The organism is Kitasatospora sp. NPDC002040, assembly GCF_040296785.1.
Taxonomy (GTDB): Bacteria; Actinomycetota; Actinomycetes; order Streptomycetales; family Streptomycetaceae; genus Kitasatospora.
In genome coordinates, this window is record NZ_JBEOXV010000004.1 from 110520 (window position 1) to 129203 (window position 18684).

Annotated in this window: 15 protein-coding genes; 5 read left to right on the forward strand and 10 right to left on the reverse strand. The window is 72.1% G+C overall.

Annotated features, from left to right (window positions below):
* Positions 1–8: 8 nt before the first annotated feature.
* Together ABT118_RS13640 and ABT118_RS13645 are read right to left on the reverse strand one after the other, a co-directional pair.
* Positions 9–1817 (reverse strand): VMAP-C domain-containing protein, encoded by a 1809-nt coding sequence (locus ABT118_RS13640; protein WP_350667838.1) that lies wholly within the window; start codon positions 1815–1817, stop codon positions 9–11.
* A gap of 13 nt (positions 1818–1830) precedes the next feature.
* Positions 1831–2178 carry a CU044_2847 family protein gene (locus tag ABT118_RS13645; protein ID WP_350667842.1) on the reverse strand — a complete coding sequence of 116 codons (348 nt, stop codon included), beginning with the start codon at positions 2176–2178 and terminating at the stop codon, positions 1831–1833.
* 155 nt (positions 2179–2333) lie between these two features.
* Between ABT118_RS13645 and ABT118_RS13650 the strand changes: the two genes are divergently transcribed.
* On the forward strand, positions 2334–2819 hold the full coding sequence (locus ABT118_RS13650) for a F0F1 ATP synthase subunit B family protein (RefSeq protein WP_350667846.1): 486 nt from the start codon (positions 2334–2336) through the stop codon (positions 2817–2819).
* A gap of 32 nt (positions 2820–2851) precedes the next feature.
* On the opposite strand, the gene ABT118_RS13655 is transcribed toward ABT118_RS13650, so the two are convergent.
* Positions 2852–4264, reverse strand: a complete 1413-nt coding sequence (locus ABT118_RS13655) for a choice-of-anchor A family protein (RefSeq protein ID WP_350667850.1) — start codon at positions 4262–4264, stop codon at positions 2852–2854.
* A 263-nt stretch (positions 4265–4527) separates the two neighbouring features.
* On the opposite strand from ABT118_RS13655, the gene ABT118_RS13660 reads away from it, so the two are divergent.
* Positions 4528–5010 (forward strand): DUF2269 family protein, encoded by a 483-nt coding sequence (locus ABT118_RS13660; protein ID WP_350667856.1) that lies wholly within the window; start codon positions 4528–4530, stop codon positions 5008–5010.
* A gap of 25 nt (positions 5011–5035) precedes the next feature.
* On the opposite strand, the gene ABT118_RS13665 is transcribed toward ABT118_RS13660, so the two are convergent.
* The 5 genes from ABT118_RS13665 to ABT118_RS13685 all read right to left on the reverse strand — a co-directional run bounded on the left by ABT118_RS13665 (position 5036) and on the right by ABT118_RS13685 (position 11065).
* Positions 5036–5914 carry an amidohydrolase family protein gene (locus tag ABT118_RS13665; protein ID WP_350667862.1) on the reverse strand — a complete coding sequence of 293 codons (879 nt, stop codon included), beginning with the start codon at positions 5912–5914 and terminating at the stop codon, positions 5036–5038.
* The gene (locus ABT118_RS13670; RefSeq protein WP_350667870.1) at positions 5907–7541 is read right to left on the reverse strand and encodes an acyl-CoA dehydrogenase family protein; all 1635 of its coding nucleotides are present in this window, start codon (positions 7539–7541) and stop codon (positions 5907–5909) included. Before ABT118_RS13670 ends, ABT118_RS13665 begins: the two co-directional genes overlap by 8 nt.
* Entirely contained in the window at positions 7528–8148 is a 621-nt protein-coding gene (locus ABT118_RS13675) for a TetR/AcrR family transcriptional regulator (protein ID WP_350667880.1), read from the reverse strand. Before ABT118_RS13675 ends, ABT118_RS13670 begins: the two co-directional genes overlap by 14 nt.
* Positions 8149–8264: 116 nt before the next feature.
* Positions 8265–9122, reverse strand: coding sequence for a trypsin-like serine peptidase (locus ABT118_RS13680; protein ID WP_350667887.1), 858 nt, complete (start codon positions 9120–9122; stop codon positions 8265–8267).
* An 89-nt stretch (positions 9123–9211) separates the two neighbouring features.
* Positions 9212–11065: a ricin-type beta-trefoil lectin domain protein gene (locus ABT118_RS13685; protein WP_350667890.1), complete on the reverse strand. Its 1854-nt coding sequence runs from the start codon at positions 11063–11065 to the stop codon at positions 9212–9214.
* A 264-nt stretch (positions 11066–11329) separates the two neighbouring features.
* Between ABT118_RS13685 and ABT118_RS13690 the strand changes: the two genes are divergently transcribed.
* Both ABT118_RS13690 and ABT118_RS13695 read left to right on the forward strand, forming a co-directional pair.
* Positions 11330–12736 (forward strand): RICIN domain-containing protein, encoded by a 1407-nt coding sequence (locus ABT118_RS13690; protein WP_350667896.1) that lies wholly within the window; start codon positions 11330–11332, stop codon positions 12734–12736.
* Positions 12737–12755: 19 nt separating this feature from the next.
* Positions 12756–13937: an alginate lyase family protein gene (locus ABT118_RS13695; RefSeq protein WP_502884541.1), complete on the forward strand. Its 1182-nt coding sequence runs from the start codon at positions 12756–12758 to the stop codon at positions 13935–13937.
* 88 nt (positions 13938–14025) lie between these two features.
* On the opposite strand, the gene gcl is transcribed toward ABT118_RS13695, so the two are convergent.
* Together gcl and ABT118_RS13705 are read right to left on the reverse strand one after the other, a co-directional pair.
* Positions 14026–15813 carry a glyoxylate carboligase gene (gcl, locus tag ABT118_RS13700; RefSeq protein WP_350667902.1) on the reverse strand — a complete coding sequence of 596 codons (1788 nt, stop codon included), beginning with the start codon at positions 15811–15813 and terminating at the stop codon, positions 14026–14028.
* Positions 15814–15983: 170 nt separating this feature from the next.
* A complete protein-coding gene (locus ABT118_RS13705) occupies positions 15984–17984 on the reverse strand; it encodes an oxidoreductase (RefSeq protein ID WP_350667908.1) in 2001 nt (666 codons plus the stop codon).
* Positions 17985–18273: 289 nt separating this feature from the next.
* On the opposite strand from ABT118_RS13705, the gene ABT118_RS13710 reads away from it, so the two are divergent.
* The gene (locus ABT118_RS13710) at positions 18274–18672 is read left to right on the forward strand and encodes a hypothetical protein (protein WP_350667910.1); all 399 of its coding nucleotides are present in this window, start codon (positions 18274–18276) and stop codon (positions 18670–18672) included.
* The last annotated feature ends 12 nt before the right edge of the window (positions 18673–18684 follow it).

An 18684-nucleotide genomic window follows, 5' to 3' on the forward strand; every position in this document is an offset into this window, starting at 1 on the left:
CTCTCCTGCTACTGACCCACGGTGGGGCGGGGCTGACGGGTGGTCGGGGCGACCGGGTACGGTCGGTGCGGGCTGGGCAGCAGCTGCGGGTCCTCCCAGAGCAGGACCAGGCCGGCCGCCCAGTGCCCGGCCGGGTCGCCGCTCTCCTCCGCCTGGTGGCGCAACTCCTTGATCCGGTGCGGAAGTTCTCCGGCCGGGGTGCCGGCCAGTTCCGCTGCCAGTCTGGCAGTGAAGCGGCTGCCCCGGCAGTTCACGCCGGGGTGGTGCCGCTCGCCGCAGCTCCACTCCGGCCAGATCACCGCGTGCGCCCCGGCGCTCAGCGCGGCGTCCAGCAGCGGCCCGTACGGTCGGCCCTTCGGCAGGCCGGGCAGCGCGGGCAGCTGCGGGCGCTCGACCGGGCTGAGCAGGTGGTAGAGCGCGGCGGCCGGGCCGGGCTCGGCGCAGTCCACCGGGTGGATGACGGTGCGTCGCTCGTGCTTGCGCAGCGCCCAGTTGAGCTCCAGCTTGCGCCGGTCGGCGGCGCTGTCCCGGCGCTGCCGGTCCACCACCACCACGGCGTGGTCAGCGCCGATCGGGCCGAACGAGCGCTTGCCGGTCCAGCCGTGCACCGGCACCGTGAGCAGCGTGCGCGGCAGGACGAACACGATCAGCTCCGCGCTGTCGGCCGCCAGCAGGCCGAGCTGGCGGTCGATCTCGGCCAGCACCTCGGACTGGAGCGCGGAGCGGCCCAGCGTGCGCAGCCGGGGCTGGCCGAGCTCCCCGCCGCGCACCGTGCTCACCCCGACGGTGAACTTCCCCCGCCCGGCGCCGCTGTGGCCGATCTCCACCAGGATCGGCCGCCACCGCTCCCCCGGCGCGGCCCCGGCGCCGACCGCGAGCCGCTCCAGCCGCTCCCGGTGCGCCGGGTCGGCGGCCGAGGCGGCGAGCAGCCCGGCGAACTCCCGGACCGGGTGGTGCGCGGTGCCGGGTGCGTCGGTGACCTCGGACAGCAGGTACCAGCAGGTCTCCCAGAGCGTGGCGGGCCGGGTCGGCGGGTCCAGCAGGCCCTGCGCGGCGGTGGCCGCCCGGTAGAGCTCCAGCGGGTCGGCCACGCCGCCGACGGCGGCCACCAGGGTGCGCAGCTCCCCCACCTCCTCGGCCGGGAGGGCGGCGCCGGGGATCAGCTCGGCCAGCTCGGGGACGTACCGGGCCAGCACGCTCGCGGGCAGCATCTGGCCGAGCCGGACGGCGGGGCGCAGCCTGCCGTCCGGGCCCGGCACCGGGGGGCGGTCGAGGGTGTCCTGGGCCGCCGTCACGATGCCGACCAGCTCGCCGGTCGCCGAGTCCACCACCGGGCCGCCGCTGAAGCCGGGCGACAGCGGCATGCCGTGGCTGTCGTGCTCCAGCTGCACCAGCTCGCCGCCGATCAGCATGCCGCCCCTGGTCGGCCGGATCTCGCTGCTCCGGCCGGCCTCGTGGTCGAGCGGGAAGCCGTGCGCGGTCAGGCCCGGGTAGGGCGGCCGGTCCCAGTGGTGCAGCGGGGCGAGCGGCGCGGGCCGGGCCACCCTGGCCGGTACCGGCTCGGCGAGTTCGAGCACCGCGACGTCACCGGTGCCGTCCCGGCCGTGCCGCCCGCTCGGCCAGGGGCCCCGGCGCAGCACGGTGGCCGTGAGCTCGGGGTGGTCGGGCCGGTTGACCAGCCGGACGGCGGCGGTGGCCCGGCCATGCACCACGTGGGCGCAGGTCAGCACCAGCCGGTCGGTGACCAGCACGCCCGCGCCGACGGTCGGTTCGGGGCCGCCAACGCCGATCCGGGCCAGCCAGTAGGGGTTCGCCATCGGGCCGGCCGGCTCAGGCCGAACGGCCGGGCGCCCAGCTGAGTCTGACGGTGAGATGGGCCTCGGCGGCGGTCCGCGCGATCAACGCCCCGGCCTCGGCGGTGAGTTTGACGCCGAACTCGATCTCCACCTCGTCCGGTTTCAGGCTGCCGTCCCGGAACACCGCGAGCGCGGATCCGGCCGCCGCCCTGACCCCGGCCAGCGCCTGCTCGAAGGTCTCGCCCGCGCGCTCGACCCCGGCCGCCGCAGCGCCCCGGCCGACCGGCTGCATCCCGTACCCGTCCGGGGCGGAGGACGGCTGCTGCCGCTCGACCCGGACCACCGCACCGTCGGCGGTCACGAACTCCGTGTACTCCGACAAGACTTCCCCCACGAGCGTTGGTCGGATCACCGTACGAACGTCTCGTGATCGTCGCACAGCCCGGCCCCGGGCGCACCGGTGCGGACCAAGCGTTTTCGCCACCGGGGTTGTTACTCGCCAGACATGAGCGATCGTCAGATTGTAGAGTTGCTGCTATGGGACCCTTGGAGCCGAGCAAGATCCAGACCATCGTCGGACTGATCGCCTTCGCACTCACCTTCGTGGTGCTCGGCCGCGTGCTGCTGCCCCGAATAGAACGGGTGCTGGCCGAGCGCCACGAGGCCACCGAGGGACGTCTCGAACACGCCGAGGAACTCCAGGCCGAGGCCCGCGAAACCTACGCCGAGTACCGCCGGGTGCTCAACGAGGCGCACCACGAGGCGGCCCGGATCCGCCAGGAGGCGGCCGAGGAGGGCGCCGCCCTGGTGGCGGCCGCCCGCGCGGAGGGGCTGCGCGAGCGGGAGGAGCTGCTCGCCGCCGGCCGCGCCACCCTCTCGGTCGACCGTGAGCTGGCCGCGCTCGAACTCCGGGCCGACGTCGGCATGCTGGCCGTCGAGCTGGCCGGCCGGGTGGTCGGCGAACCCCTCGGGGAGTTCGCCGACCGGCAGGACAGCGTCGAGCGGTTCTTCGCCGAGCACTGACCCCTCGGCCCTACCGCTGCCCTACCCGCCTGTCAGCGGTGCCGCCCATGTCGGCGCCGGGAGACCCAGAAGGCGGCCCCGCCCGCAGCGACCAGCCCGCCGGCCGCCAGGCCGAGCGGCGCCATCGTGCCGGACCCCGTGCCGGGCAGTTCCGATCCGCCCCCACTCGACGACGAGGCGGACCGGCTCGGCCCGGCACTGGACGTTTCCGGGGCGGGGGTGCTGCCGGTCGGCGCGGGCGTGCTCCCCGACGGGCTGGGGCTCGGCGTGGGAGTCGGCGTAGGCGTGGGTGTAGGGGTGGGAGTCGGGGTTGGGGTCGGCGTGGGCGTCGGAGTCGGCGTCGGCGTCGGCGTCGGTGTAGGGGTGGGAGTCGGCGTGGGCGTGGGGGTCGGCGTCGGAGTCGGCGTGGTGCACTCCGGCAGGTCCCCGTCGAACGGGTAGTTGTGCACCTCCGAGCCCGCACTGCCCAGCTGGACCAGGCTGCCGGCCAGGTAGACCCGGCCGTTGAAGCCCGGCGTGCTGATCATCGTGGTCCCGGCCGCCTGGGCGCCCATCATCGAGCCCTGGAACTGGGCGCCGCCCATGATGGTCGCGCTGGTGGAGTTCGGGAAGTTCCACATCAGCCGCGGGCGGAGATCGGTGAACGGGTCACCGGCCAGCCCGGTACCGGTGTTGGTGTTGATGATCGGCGTAGTGCCGAGCATGTTGATCACCACGGTCGCCCCGGCCGGGACACCCGTGATGGTCAGGTCGGCCGCGCTGGTCAACGAGCCGATGTTGCCGGGGACGTTGAAGATCTGCCGGGCACTGGTGCCGTCGCCGGTGAACGCGACCTGATTGCCGGTCACCTCCACGGTGCCGGTCGCCGCCGTGGTGGCCGCGCAGGTGGAGAGGCCGCTGATCTGCGCGGTCAGGCCGGCGTACTGGTTCTTGGCGTTGGAGTCCTGGATCGCCTGGCCGGTCGGGGTCACGTTCACGGTCCCGGTCAGCGTGCCGCCGTAGCGCAGGTTGCCGAAGGCCAGGTCGCCGGCGGTGTCGGCGATTCCGCCCACCTCGACGGTGTTGGTCGGCTGCACCAGGACGTTCCCGCCCACGGTCACGAAGTCGGTGCCGTCCGGGGGCACCACGCGTGAACCGACCCCGGCCACGCCCATGTTGAAGAGGCCGCCGCCGTCCTTGTTCACCGTCAGGTTGCCGAGCGTGACCACCTTCCCCTCGACCTCGGCGGCCCGGCCCTGGACCGAGTAGTTTCCGCCGACGAAGACGTTGATGGTGGCGTCCCGGCCGACCACGTTGCCGTTGTTCGGCGGGTTCCAGGTGCTCGGGCAGTCCGGTCCGCTGCACGGCCCGAGCGGCGGGGCGAGTGGGGCCGCGGTCACCAGGACGCTCAGCGCCGCCACCGGCAGCACCGCCGCGGCAGCCGCCAGGGCCACTCGTCGGCCCACGGGCGAGCGCTTCTGAACCGACTGCTCCGGAACGTGGCGCACGGTGGTCCTCTCCGTTCGGGTGCGATCCCGCCCGGGGAGGACGGCTTGACCGACCTATTAGATGCCCCGATTCGTCCCGATTCCATCCGCCACACCGGCGGGGCCGACCGAGTCCTCCGAACGGCCGTTCCGGACCGCCCACCCAGCCGTCCGACCTGCTCCATCCGGGTGTTAGCGTGCTCGGAGCCCACGCACTGGACGCACTCGGAGGAACCTCCCCCATGGCCAAGCTGCTCCTGAGCCTGCACGTACTGGCCTCGGTGCTGTTCATCGGACCGGTCGCCGTCGCGGTCAGCATGTTCCCCCGCCGGGCACAGGCCGCACTCGCGGCGGGCGACGGACAGCTCCAGGCCGCCGCCTCGGCCCGGCTGCTGCACCGGATCACCCAGGTCTACGCCCTGCTCGGTCTCGCGGTGCCGCTGCTCGGCATCGGCACCGCGCAGGTGATGGGCGTGATGGGCGACCCCTGGCTGATCACCTCGATCGTGCTCACCGCCGTCGCGGCCGCGCTGATGCTGCTCGTCGTGGTCCCCGGCCAGCAGGCCACCATCGACTCGCTGGACGCCCCGGACAACGCCGAGGAGCTGGCCCGGGCCGGCAAGGGCCTGCGGCTGCTGCCGATGACCGCCGGGGTGTTCAACCTGCTGTGGGCCGTGGTCGTGGTGCTGATGGTGGTCCGCCCGGGTTCGACCACCGGCGCCTGACCCGGCAGCTGATCCGGGGTCAGTGTCAGTCCTGGAGCCCGAACAGCCGGGCGCCGTTGTGGTGGCAGACCGCCCGCAGCCAGTCGTCGCCCAGCCCGAGACCGGCCAGTGCGTGCAGCTGGTGGAGGTACGGGTACGGGATGTTGGGGAAGTCGGAGCCGAGCAGCACCCGGTCCCCCAGCTCGGCCAGCCGGGGCAGCAGCTCCCGGGGGAACGGCGAGAGTTCCTCGGTGAAGTCGGTGAACGCCATGGTGGTGTCCAGCCGGACCTCCGGGTGGCGCTCGGCCAGACCGAGGAAGTCCGCGTACTCCGGCAGCCCCAGGTGGGCCACCACCAGCCGCAGCCGGGGGTGCCGCTCCAGCACCGCGCCGATCGGGCCCGGACCGGTGTGCTTGCCGGGGACCGGGCCCGACCCGCAGTGCGTCACCACCGGCACACCGGCCTCGGCCAGCTGCCCCCAGACCGGATCGAGCAGCGGGTCGGCCGGATCGTAACCCCCCACCTGGAGGTGGGACTTGAAGACCCGGGCGCCGGCATCGAGCGCCGTGGCCACGTACCGACCGGCGTCCGGCTCGGGAAAGAAGGTCGCGGTGTGCAGGCAGTCGGGCGTACGGGCGGCGAAGTCGGCGGCCCAGGCGTTCAGCCAGGCGGCCATCCCCGGCTTGTGCGGGTAGAGCATCGCGGTGAACGCCCGTACGCCGAACTCGCGGAGCCGGTCCAGCCGTTGCTGCTCCTCCTCGCGGTAGGAGATCGGCCACGGCCGGCCGGTCAGCGGGCCGGCCGCGTCGAAGTAGGCCCAGACCTTGGCCAGCACCCGCTCCGGCATGAAGTGGGTGTGCACGTCGACCAGGCCGGGAAGGCCCAACTCCTGCCAGAACGCCCGTACTTCCGCCGCCTCAGACACCCGGAACGGCCTCCGCCCGGGCCAGGACGGCAGCGGTGTCCACGCCGGTCGGCAGGGTGCCGAAGGCGCCGCCGTGGTCGCCGCCCAGCCGGGAGGCGCAGAACGCGTCGGCCACCGCCGGGTCGCCGTACCGGACCAGTAGCGAGCCCTGGAAGGCCAGCGCGATCTGCTCCACCACCCGGCGGGTGCGGTACTCGATCTCGGCGGTGTCACCGAGCTGCTTGCGCAGCCCGGCCACGGCGGCGTCGAGCCGGCGGTCGGCCCCGGCGGCGGCCTCCAGTTCGGTGAGCAGCGCCTCGACCGTCTCCGGACGGCGCGCCATCGCCCGCAGCGCGTCCAGCGCGGCGACGTTGCCCGAGCCCTCCCAGATCGAGACCAGCGGGGCCTCGCGGTAGAGCCGGGGCATCCCGGACTCCTCCACGTACCCGTTGCCGCCGAAGCACTCCAGTGCCTCGGCCGCGTGCATCGGGCCGCGCTTGCAGACCCAGTACTTGGCCGCCGCCAGCCCCAACCGCCGTACCAGCACCTCGTGCTGGTCACCGGCCAGCGCGAGGTCGGTGGCCTCGGCCAGCCGCAGCGCGACGGCGGTCGCGGCCTCCGACTCCACCACCAGGTCGGCCAGCACGTTGCGCATCAGCGGCTGGTCGACCAGCGCGGCGCCGAACGCCCGGCGGTGGGTGGTGTGGTGCAGGGCCCGGACGGCGCCGAGGCGCATGCCGGAGGCGGCGCCCAGGGTGCAGTCCAGCCGGGTCATGTTGACCATCTCGATGATGGTCGGCACGCCCCGGCCCTCCTCGCCGACCAGCCAGCCGACCGCCTCGTCGTACTCCAGCTCGGCCGAGGCGTTGGAGCGGTTGCCCAGCTTCTCCTTGAGCCGCTGGATCAGCAGCCGGTTCCGGCTGCCGTCCGGCAGCACCCGGGGCAGCACGAAGCAGCTCAGCCCGCCGGGTGCCTGGGCCAGCGTCAGGAACAGGTCGGACATCGGGGCCGAGGTGAACCACTTGTGGCCGGTGATCCGGTAGCTGCCGTCGGCGTGCGGAACGGCGGTGGTGGTGTTGGTGCGGACGTCCGAGCCGCCCTGCTTCTCGGTCATCGACATACCGGCGATCAGGCCGCGCTTGCCGTGCGGCTCGCGCAGGCCGAAGTCGTAGTCGGCCGAGGCGAGCAGCGGCTCGTACTGCTCGGCCAGCTCCGGGGTGGCCCGGAGCGCGGGCACCGAGGCGTACGTCATCGAGATCGGGCAGCTGTGCCCGGCCTCGACCTGGCCCCAGAGGTAGAACTTGGCCGCCCGGGCGGTGTGCGCGCCGGGGCGGGCGTCCCGCCAGGGGGCGGCGTGCAGGCCGTGGCCGACCGCGACCGTCATCAGCTCGTGCCAGGCGGGATGGAACTCCACCTCGTCGATCCGGTGCCCGTACCGGTCGTGGGTGCGCAGCACCGGCGGGTTCTCGTTCGCCAACCGGCCCCAGTCGGCGGCCTGTTCGGTGCCCGCCAGTCGGCCGAGCGCGTGCAGCTCGGGCTCCGCCCAGCCCGCGCCGGCCCGGTGCAGGGCGGCCAGCAGGGTCGGGTCGGCGGCCACGTCGTGGCCGTACAGGTCGGGCACCTGGTTGGTGACCTCATGCGTCGGCATTGTGCCCTCCAAGGGCGCGCTGGGTGAAAGCAACGAGGGTGGGGATCAGGTCCACGTCGTCCCGGCCTGCGGCGAGCGGGCCGACCAGGGCCTCGCCGATCGCGCCGACCAGGGCGGCTGCGGTCAACTGCGGTTCCTGGTGCGGGAGTCGGCCGTCGGTGACGGCCGGGCCGATCTGGGCGGCGATCAGGTCGCGGAAGGCCCGGCGGAAGACCAGCCGCTCGGCGTCCACCACCTGGTCGGCCGGTTCGGCCAGCAGGGCGTAGGCCAGCCGGGGCACCTTGAGCGCCCGGGCCGCGAAGGTCTCCACCACGGCGGCGACCCGCCCGTGCGGGCCCGCGCCGTCGGCCTCGGCCTTGGCCACCGCCAGCTCGACGGCGGCCACCTCACGGACCACCACCGTGCGGAACAGCTCGACGGACAGCTCGGCCTTGCCCGCGAAGTGCCGGTACATGCTGCCGGTGGCGATCCCGGCGCGCTCCGCCACGGCGGCCATCGAGCAGCCCGCGTAGCCGCGCTCGGCCAGCAGCTCCACGGCGGCGGCCAGCACCTGCTCGCGCTGGGCGTCCAGCCGGGCCTGCACGGCGGGGGTGCGTCGGTATGCCATGGCAAGAATTGAAGCACTGATTCACTGCTTCGACCAGAACCCCGGACCGGGAACGCCGAACCGGCCGCCCCCTGAGAAATGGGGACGGCCGGCGACAGGCAACCGGAGCGGCCGGACTACGGCTTGGGCAGGGCGCAGCCGGCCTTGGTCAGCTGGAGCGTGTTGCCGGTGCCGAAGCAGCCCGGGATCAGGTAGGTCTGCTGGGCGTAGTTGATGCCCTGGCGGACCGTCACCGTGCCGTTCTGGTCGACCTCGCAGGGGTTGTTGTCGGTGCAGCGCGCACCGTCCTCATTACCGGTGTTGTTCACCGCGACCACCTGTCCGGTGGCGACGTCCACCACGGGCGAGCCCGAGGTGCCGCCGATGGTGTTGCAGCTGGAGGTGTAGCGCATGGAGTCCTTCCAGGTCCACGCGCCCTCCTTCAGCCGATAGACGAAGGCGTCGGCGTTGCAGGAGTAGATCCGCTTCCAGTAGCCGGAGACCACCTTGATCGCGGTGCCCGCGACCGGGTGGGTGGCGGCGACGGTCAGCGGGTTGATGCCGTACGAGCTCTTGATCGCCGCGTAGGTGGTGTTGAGCTGGTAGATCGACACGTCGGTGTCGGTCATCGTGCCGTAGACCATCTTGTTGGCCCGCAGCGTGGCCACCTTGGTGCCCGCGGAGTTGAGCAGCGAGAAGGTCCGGCTGGAGCTGCGGTTGGTCAGCACCTGGCCGGCGGCCGGGAAGCCGGTCTCCAGGCAGTGCCCGTTGGAGAGAATCAGCGCCGGGTCGGTGGCCGCCGAGGCGGGCAGCCGGATCAGCGAACCGGAGCAGTTGCTGAGCGCGACCGTGCCCGCGAAGTCCACGGCGGCGACCGCGGTGGCCTGGGAGCTGGCGACGGGGGCCTTGGCGGCCAGTGCGGGAGTCGCGCCGGTCAGTGCGGTGACTCCGGCCAACAGGAGCGAACAGAACGCTCCGATGAGCGGCTTCTTCATGAGAACTGCCTCTCGGTGTGGGGGTGGCACCAAGCTGGCGTGCACATGACCGTTTGTCAATGCCCTCGCACTGCACCGGAGTTGGACCGTCAGGAACCGGACAGCTGCCAGCGCTGGTTGGCCCCGCCGAAGCAGGTCCAGAGCTGGGTCGGGGTGCCGTTGGCCGAGCTGTTGCCGGTCACGTCCAGGCACTTGCCGAGCGCGCGCAGCGTTCCGTCCGCGTTCGGCGTCCAGCTCTGCGCCGCACTGCCGTTGCAGTCCCAGAGCTGGACCTTGGTGCCGTCCGCACTGCTCGCGGCCGCCACGTCCAGGCACTTGCCGAGCGCGCGCAGGGAGCCGTCCGCACCGGGCGTCCAGGTCTGCGCGGCGGTGCCGTTGCAGTCGTAGAGCTGGACGGTGGTGCCGTTGGCGCTGCTCGCGCTCGCGACGTCCAGGCACTTGCCGCCCAGGCCGGTGACCCGGCCGCCACCGCCGCCGCTCTGGCCGCCGTTCCAGGTGAAGGTCGCCGAGGTCTTCGCCGGCAGCTGGTAACCGAAGCTCTGGCCGCCCCAGTTGACCCGCACGGTCTGGGCCGAGCCGCTGTCGTTGTAGGCGATCAGCGCCTTGGACCCGTCCGGGTTGCGCCAGGCCACGTTCGGCACGGCGGAGTTGGCGGTGGAGGCGATCCGGTACGCACCCGGGCGGACGAACTTCGTCAGGTGGCCCATGGTGTAGTACTCCACCGTGTAGTCCACCTGCCCGGCCCGGCTGCCGCCGTTCTGCACCGTGACCAGCCCGGTGCAGGTGCCGCAACCCCCGTAGTGCGGACCCATGTTCTGGTCCACCGCCAGGCTCCACTTGGTCACCGACTTCGCCCAGTTGCGGGTGTAGTCGATGATGTTGCGCATGTCCTCGCGCTGCTGGTCGGCGATCCAGGTGCCGCCCGAGTGCTCGGTACCGAAGGCGTCCACGCCCGGGTACTGGTCGTGCACGGCGGTCTGGGTCGCCACGTCGCCGCCGTAGCCGTGCCAGGCGATACCGCCGAAGTTGGGGTGGCTGCGGATCGCCGGATCGTCCACCACCGGGGCGCCGTAGCCCGCGTACTGGTCCCAGTTCCAGTCCAGCGCGAGCACCTTGCTGCTCAGACCGGCCGTCTGGAGGGCGGGCAGCAGGTTGGTCTTGGTGAAGTACGCCAGCCCCGCGCCGTTCCAGCTCATCGAGGGGTAACCGCCGCAGCAGGTCGGCTCGTTCTGCACGGTGATGTAGTCCACCGGCACGCCCTGGGCCTGGTAGGCCTGCACGTACTTGGCGAAGTACTGGGCGTAGGCCGGGTAGTACTCCGACTTCAGCCAGCCGCCGTTCAGGTTGCCGCTGTCCTTCATCCAGGCCGGGGCGGTCCACGGGCTGGCGATCGTGGTGAGGGCGGGGTTGAGCTGCTTGGCCTGCCTGGTCAGCGGCAGTACGTCCGCCAGGTCGTGCGCGATGGAGAAGTTCGCCAGGCCGGGGTCGGTCTGCCCGGCCGGGCGGTCGTCGTAGGTGTACCCGAACCGGGCCAGGTCGGAGGAGCCCATCGGGTTCCGGGTCAGCGAGAGGCCGATGCCCTCGGTGGGCGAGAACAGCTTGCGCATGGTGGCGTCCCGGGTGGCCGCCGAGAGCGCGCCGCTGCTGTTCAGCAGCCAGGCGGCGGTGTCGGTGAAGGACGCGCCGCCACCGGTGAACTGCTGGTAGCGGACGCCCTCGTCCACGGTGATCTGCTGACCGGAGCCGGTACCGGCCGCGAAGGCGACGGCCGCCTGGGGCTGGAGGCCGCGGGTGACGTGGCGGCCGCCGGCGTCGTCGGTGGTGGTGAGCCAGACCGAGACGGACTCGCCGGCGGCGGTGGCGGTGGGGGCGGCGGCCAGCAGGCCGGTGGCGGCCAGGGCCCCGGCGAGCAGGCCGGTGGCGGCGGGTGGGATTCGGAGCACGGTGAACTCCTTGTGAGGTGGGGGACGGCCGCCGATTCAACTCCTGGACGCTCGATGACGTCAAGGTCTGGACCATTCCGTGATTGTTCGTCAACTCATGAAGACAGACTGCCTCCCATGTCACGGCCATGATTCGACAGTTGACGACTGATCAGTAAGGAAACCTTCCAACCAAAGCCTTGACGCCCCCAGGTCGGCTCTAGTTGACTCCGTGCCACCCTTCCCGGAGAGCGCTCCCCCCACACAGCCCCCTGGAGAACCCCCATGCCACGTACCAGCTGGCGTCTGCCTGCCCTGGCCGCACTGCTCGCCCTGATCCCCACCGGACTGGCCACCGGCCAGGCCCACGCCGCCGCCAACCCCGGCCCCGGCTTCCCGGCCCACTACGCCGCCCCCTACGTGGAGACCTGGAACTCGCCGTCCGCGCTGGCCGACGCCCGGACCGCCACCGGCCTGAAGTACTTCACCCTGGCGTTCGTGATCAGCGACGGCAGCTGCAACGCCACCTTCAACGGCAACACCCCGATCAGCGACGGTGGTTGGCAGTCGGCGATCAACAGCCTGCGGGCGGCCGGCGGCGACGTGATCGCCTCCTTCGGCGGCGCGGCCGGGACCGAGCTCGGCCAGGCCTGTACCTCGGTCAGCGGCCTGAAGGCCCAGTACAAGCGGGTGGTCGACACCCTCAACCTGACGAAGATCGACCTCGACATCGAGGGCGGCTCGCTCAACGACACCGCCGCCAACGACCGCCGCAACCAGGCCCTCGCCCAGCTCCAGCAGGAGTACGCGGCAGCGGGCCGCAAGCTCGCCGTGCACTACACCCTGCCGGTCAACCCGACCGGCCTGGAGTCGAATTCGCTCAGCCTGCTGAACAACGCCAAGAGCCGCGGCCTGGACGTCGGCGTGGTCAACATCATGACCATGGACTACGGCCCCGCGATGGACATGGGCAAGGCCGCCACCGACGCCGCCACCGCCCTGCGCAGCCAGCTCGGCGGGATCTGGAACACCAAGACCGACCAGCAGCTCTGGGCGATGGAGGGCAACACCCCGATGATCGGGGTGAACGACACCCAGGCCGAGGTGTTCACCACCGCCAACGCCACCACCCTGACCAACTTCGCCGCCGCCAAGGGCATCCAGCTGCTCGCCTTCTGGGCGCTCGGCCGGGACAAGGCGTGCGCCAGCAACGGCACCCTCTCGGACTCCTGCAGCGGCACCCCGCAGAGCCCGTACCAGTTCGCCCGCACCTTCAACGCCCTGACCGGCAGCGGCACTTCGCCGCGTCCGACCGGCCGGATCACCGGCTACGGCGGCAAGTGCGTGGACATCGCGGCCGCGAGCAGCGCCAACGGCACCGCCGTCCAGCTCTACGACTGCAACGGCACCACCGCGCAGAACTGGACCGTGGCGGCGGACGGTTCGCTCCAGGCGCTCGGCAAGTGCCTGGACCTCACCAGCGCCGGCACGGCCAACGGCACCAAGCTCCAGCTCTGGGACTGCAACGGCACCGGCGCCCAGAAGTGGCAGGCCGGCAGCGGCTCCACCCTGGTCAACCCGGCCTCCGGCCGCTGCCTGGACGCCACCGGCCCCAGCTCCGCCAACGGCACCCGGCTGCAGATCTGGGACTGCTTCGCCGCCGCCAACCAGCAGTGGCTGCTGCCCTCCTGACACCCCGAAGGGACCTGACGTGATCCGCAGAGCTCTCGCCGGGGCCGCCGTCCTGGCCACCGCCCTCGGCCTGCTGCCCGCCGTCACCACCACCGCCGCACAGGCCGCACCCGCCGCCTTCGCCCACCCCGGAGTCCTGGTCGGCACCGGCCAGTTGGACTTCGTCCGGGCCAAGGTGAACGCCGGTGCCCAGCCCTGGAAGGCCGCCTACGACCAGATGCACGCGAGCAGGTACGCCTCGCTCACCCGCACCGCCAAGCCGCGCGCGGTGGTCGAGTGCGGCTCCTACTCCAACCCCAACTACGGCTGCACCGACGAGCGCGAGGACGCCATCGCGGCGTACACGCTGGCGCTGGAGTGGTACGTCACCCGGGACAGCCGGTACGCCGAGAAGGCGATCCAGCTGATGGACGCCTGGTCCGGCACCATCACCGACCACACCAACAGCAACGGCCCGCTGCAGACCGCCTGGGCCGGCTCGGTCTGGCCCCGGGCCGCCGAGATCATCCGCTACAGCTACGGCAACTGGCCCGCCGCCCGGGTCACCCGGTTCTCCACCATGCTGCGCAACGTCTACCTCCCCGAGGTGGTCAACGGCTCCCGCTCGAACGGGAACTGGGAGCTCAGCATGATCGAGGCCACCATCGGCATCGGCGTCTTCCTGAACGACCGCACCGTCTACGACAAGGCGGTCGCGCTGTTCCGCAACCGCGTCCCCGCCTACATCTACCTCGCCTCGGACGGCGCACTGCCCCGCACCGTCCCCGGCAGCGGCCTGGACACCCGGGACGAGATCGTCGGCTACTGGCAGGGCCAGTCCACCTTCGTCGACGGCCTGACCCAGGAGACCTGCCGCGACCTGACCCACACCGGCTACGGCCTCTCCGCCATCTCGCACGTCGCCGAGACCAGCCGGCTCCAGGGGCAGGACCTCTACCCCGAGGTCGCCGACCGGCTGCGGCACGCGCTCGGCTTCCAGTCCAAGTACCAGCTCGGCACCGCCGTCCCGTCCTGGCTCTGCGGCGGCACCCTGGAGCAGTCCCTCGGGCCGGTCACCGAGGTCGGCTTCAACGCCCTCGGCAACCGCCTCGGCTACGGCATGACCAACACCCAGCTGCTCACCGAGAAGCAGCGCCCGGCCGGCACCAACAACCTCTTCACCGCCTGGGAGACCCTGACCCACGCGGCCAACCCGGCCTGAGCCGGGCACCCGGCCCGAGGCCCGGGCATGCCGAGGGGCCCGGTACCGCCGTTGCGGCGGTACCGGGCCCCTCGGCCGTGCGTGCGGATCAGACCTTGAGGGTCTTGATCGCGGTGGGGGCGTGGCCGGGCTCGGTGGCCAGCTCCTCCCACTCGGTGACGTCGCTCATGTCGACGGTGCGGCTCATCGAGATGTTGGTGACGCGCTCCAGGATCGCCTCGACGACGACCGGGACCTGGAACTCGACGGCCAGCTTCTTGGCCTCCTCGAAGGCGGCGCCCAGCTCGTTCGGGTCGGTGACCCGGATCGCCTTGACGCCGAGGCCCTCGGCGACCTTGACGTGGTCGACACCGTAGACGCCGAGCTCCGGGGCGTTGATGTTCTCGAACTCCAGGTTGACCTGGAAGTTGATGTCCAGTCCGGACTGCGCCTGGCGGATCAGGCCCAGGTAGGCGTTGTTCACCAGGACGTGGACGTAGGGGATCTTGTGCTGGGCGGCGACCGCCAGCTCCTCGATCATGAACTGGAAGTCGTAGTCGCCGGAGAGCGCGACGACCGGGCTCTCCGGGTCGGCGGTGGCGACACCGATCGCGGCCGGGATGGTCCAGCCGAGCGGGCCGGCCTGGCCGCAGTTGATCCAGTGCCGCGGCTTGTAGACGTGCAGCATCTGCGCACCGGCGATCTGGGACAGACCGATGGTGGTGACGTAGCGGGTGTCCGGGCCGAAGGCCTTGTTCATCTCCTCGTACACGCGCTGCGGCTTTATCGGGATGTTGTCGAAGTGCGTGCGGCGCTGCAGGGTGGCCTTGCGCTCCTGGGCCGAGGCGGCCCAGGCACCGAAGTCGGGCAGCCGGCCCTCGGCCTTGAGCTCCTTGGCGACCTCGATGAAGAGCTCCAGCGCGGCCTTGGCGTCGGAGGCGATGCCGAAGTCCGGGGCGAAGATCTTGCCGATCTGGGTCGGCTCGATGTCGACGTGGACGAACTTGCGGCCCTTGGTGTACGCCTCCAGGTTGTACCCGGTGTGGCGGTTGGCCCAGCGGTTGCCGATGCCGAGGACGAAGTCCGACTCCAGGAAGGTCGCGTTGCCGTAGCGGTGCGAGGTCTGGACCCCGACCATGCCCGCGCTCAGCTCGTGGTCGTCCGGGATGGTGCCCCAGCCCATCAGGGTGGAGATGACCGGGACACCGGTCAGCTCGGCGAACTCGACCAGCAGGTCGGTCGCGTCCGCGTTGATGATGCCGCCGCCGGCGACGATCAGCGGGCGCTCGGACTCCAGCAGGAAGGTGAGGGCCTTCTCGATCTGGGCCCGGGTCGCGGCCGGCTTGTAGACCGGCAGCGGAGCGTAGGTCTCCGGGTCGAACTCGATCTCGGTCAGCTGGACGTCGATCGGCAGGTCGATCAGGACCGGGCCGGGACGGCCGGAGCGCATCAGGTGGAAGGCCTGCTGGAACACGCCGGGGACCTGGGCGGCCTCCAGGACGGTGGTCGCGGACTTCGTGACCGGCTTGGCGATCGAGGCGATGTCGACCGCCTGGAAGTCCTCCTTGTGCAGCTTGGAGACCGGCGCCTGGCCGGTGATGCACAGGATCGGGATCGAGTCGGCGATGGCCGAGTACAGGCCGGTGATCATGTCGGTGCCGGCCGGGCCGGAGGTACCGATGCAGACACCGATGTTCCCGGCCTTGGTCCGGGTGTAGCCCTCGGCCATGTGCGAGGCGCCCTCGACGTGGCGGGCCAGGGTGTGGCGGATGCCGCCCACCTGCTTGAGGGCCTTGTAGAAGGGGTTGATCGCGGCCCCGGGCACGCCGAAAGCGACGTCAACGCCCTCGCGCTTGAGGATCTCAACTGCCGCCGCGGCGGCTGTCATTCGAGGCATCGGCTTACTCCTGCGTCCGTCGGACTTCCACGATACGGAAGGATGATTCTGGGATACGAAATGAAAGGTAAGCCGCTTTCAACAAATCGTCAAGGCCGGTCCAGCGACTGGGCTCCGGGAACGACGAAGCCCCCCGGCGGCTGCCGGGGGGCTTCGGGTACGGGCGGGTCTCAGAGCGCGGCGGCCAGCCGGGTGCCCTGGTCGATCGCGCGCTTGGCGTCCAGTTCGGCGGCCACGTCGGCGCCGCCGATCAGGTGGACCGAGGCGCCGCCCGCCACCAGCTCGTCGTTCAGCTCGCGGCGCGGCTCCTGCCCGGCGCAGAGCACCACGGTGTCCACCGCCAGCACCCGGTCCTCTCCGTCCACGGTCAGGTGCAGGCCCTCGTCGTCGATCCGGCGGTAGCCCGCACCGGAGACGGTGACCACGCCCCGGTGGGCCAGCTCGGCCCGGTGGATCCAGCCGGTGGTCTTCCCCAGGCCCGCGCCGACCTTGCCGGGCTTGCGCTGGAGCAGGTGCACGGTGCGCGGCGGCCTCGGCCGCTCGGGGGTGCGCAGGCCGCCGGGCTCGCGGTGCTCGGTGTCGATGCCCCAGCTCGCGTAGAAGTCGCCGCCCTGGTCGGTCAGGTACTCGGCCACGTCGAAGCCGATCCCGCCCGCGCCGATGATCGCGACCCGCTCGCCGACCTGCACCCCGCCGCGCAGCACGTCCAGGTAGCCGACCACGCTCGGGTGGTCGACCCCGGGGATCGCCGGGACGCGCGGGGTGACGCCGGTGGCGAGCACCACCTCGTCGTAGCCGGCCGCGAGCAGATCGGCCGCGGTGGCGCCCGCACCGAGCCTCAACTCGACCTTGTGCTGCTCCAGTTGGTACCTGTAGTAGCGCAGGGTCTCGTCGAACTCCTGCTTGCCCGGCACCTGCCGGGCCACGTTCAGCTGGCCGCCGATCACCTCGGCGGCGTCGTACAGCGTCACCGCGTGCCCGCGCTCGGCCGCGGCCACCGCGAAGCCGAGGCCGGCCGGGCCGGCCCCGACCACGCCGATCCGCTTGCGGCGGCGGGTCGGGGCGAGCACCAGCTCGGTCTCGTGGCAGGCGCGCGGGTTGACCAGGCAGGAGGTGATCCGGCCGCTGAAGGTGTGGTCCAGGCAGGCCTGGTTGCAGCCGATGCAGGTGTTGATCGCCTCCGGCACCCCGGCCGAGGCCTTGGCCACGAACTCCGGGTCCGCCAGCAGCGGCCGGGCCAGCGAGACCAGGTCGGCGTGCCCGTCGGCGAGCAGCTGCTCGGCCAGCTCGGGGGTGTTGATCCGGTTGCTGGTCACCAGCGGCACCGAGACCTCGCCCATCAGCCGCTTGGTCACCCAGGCGTACGCGGCCCGCGGCACCGTGGTGGCGATGGTCGGGATCCGGGCCTCGTGCCAGCCGATGCCGGTGTTGATGATGGTGGCCCCGGCCGCCTCGACCGCCTTGGCCAGCGTGACGACCTCCGCCAGGGTCGAGCCGCCGGGGATCAGGTCGAGCATCGAGAGCCGGTAGATCAGGATGAAGTCGGGCCCGACCCGCTCGCGCACCCGGCGGACGATCTCGACCGGGAAGCGCATCCGGTTCTCGTACGAGCCGCCCCAGCCGTCCTCGCGCCGGTTGGTCGGCGCGGCGATGAACTCGTTGATCAGGTAGCCCTCGGACCCCATGATCTCCACGCCGTCGTAGCCCGCCGCCTTGGCCAGCCCGGCCGCCGCGGCGAAGTCCTCGATCGTCTGCTCGACCTCGGCACCGGTCAGCGCGCGCGGCGGGAAGGGGCTGATCGGCGCCTGGATCGCGCTCGGCGCGACCAGCTCGGCGTGGTAGGCGTACCGGCCGAAGTGCAGCAGCTGGAGCGCGATCTTCCCGCCCGCCGCGTGCACCGCCTCGGTGACCACCCGGTGCTCGGCCGCCTCCTCCTCAGTGGTCAGCTTGGCGCCGCCCTCCCACGGGCGGCCTGCCTCGTTCGGCGCGATGCCGCCGGTGACGATCAGGCCGACCCCGGCCCTGGTCCGGGTCGCGTAGAACTCGGCCATCCGCTCGAAGCCGTTCTCGGCCTCCTCCAGGCCGACGTGCATCGAGCCCATCAGCACCCGGTTCGGGAGCGTGGTGAAGCCGAGGTCGAGCGGGCGCAGAAGGTTCGGGTACGCGGTCATGGCGTCAAGGTAGGGCCCTCGGCACGCCTATGCAACTAGTTGCACATGACCTGTGCCCGTCGTCACAGCCGGCCGCCGCTCACCCCAATGGCCCGTTTGCCCGGGTACCGGAACTGGTGAGACTTCAACCGATGGGTAGCACGGTGGTACAGGGTGCACAGGGAATGGGGAGGGCCGTCCGGCGGGCGGCCCTCCCCTTCTGACGACCGGTCAGCCGAAGGGCGTCGTCGGCACCTCCCGCCTGACCACTCGACAACTGCCGCCCGGGCGCTGTGAAACAGTGGGGGCCATGCTTCTGCCCCGTGAGAAGGCCCACTTCGTCCTGGCCGACACTCCGCTGCTGCTGCTCGACGGCGCCCCGGTCCACGACGCACTCCCCCTGCTGCACGCCCCCGACGGGGAGATGCCGTCCTGCTCCGGCTGGTCGGTGGCGGCCCTGGCCACCATGTGCGTCGTGGACGGCCCCGGTGACGCGGGCTGCCTCATCCCCGGCCTCGCCGCCGCCGAGCCCGACCCCGCTGCGGCACTCGCCGCCCTGTCCGCCTGGTCCGGCGCGGTGGACCGGGCGGGCGGCGCGGTGGTGGTGTCGATGCAGGTCCTCCCGGCGAACCTCGCCCTGCTCGACTGGCCCGGCATCCTCACCGGCGGTATCGCCCGCGGCGGGTTCGTACCGGCGGCCGGACAGTAGCGGACCCGTTGC

Coding starts and splice junctions, on each gene's coding strand:
- ABT118_RS13710 (WP_350667910.1), top strand. CDS start 18,274: ATGCTTCTGCCCCGTGAGAAGGCCCACTTCGTCCTGGCCGACACTCCG.
- ABT118_RS13640 (WP_350667838.1), bottom strand. CDS start 1,817: ATGGCGAACCCCTACTGGCTGGCCCGGATCGGCGTTGGCGGCCCCGAA.
- ABT118_RS13650 (WP_350667846.1), top strand. CDS start 2,334: ATGGGACCCTTGGAGCCGAGCAAGATCCAGACCATCGTCGGACTGATC.
- ABT118_RS13705 (WP_350667908.1), bottom strand. CDS start 17,984: ATGACCGCGTACCCGAACCTTCTGCGCCCGCTCGACCTCGGCTTCACC.
- ABT118_RS13670 (WP_350667870.1), bottom strand. CDS start 7,541: ATGCCGACGCATGAGGTCACCAACCAGGTGCCCGACCTGTACGGCCAC.
- ABT118_RS13660 (WP_350667856.1), top strand. CDS start 4,528: ATGGCCAAGCTGCTCCTGAGCCTGCACGTACTGGCCTCGGTGCTGTTC.
- ABT118_RS13680 (WP_350667887.1), bottom strand. CDS start 9,122: ATGAAGAAGCCGCTCATCGGAGCGTTCTGTTCGCTCCTGTTGGCCGGA.
- ABT118_RS13675 (WP_350667880.1), bottom strand. CDS start 8,148: ATGGCATACCGACGCACCCCCGCCGTGCAGGCCCGGCTGGACGCCCAG.
- ABT118_RS13690 (WP_350667896.1), top strand. CDS start 11,330: ATGCCACGTACCAGCTGGCGTCTGCCTGCCCTGGCCGCACTGCTCGCC.
- gcl (WP_350667902.1), bottom strand. CDS start 15,813: ATGCCTCGAATGACAGCCGCCGCGGCGGCAGTTGAGATCCTCAAGCGC.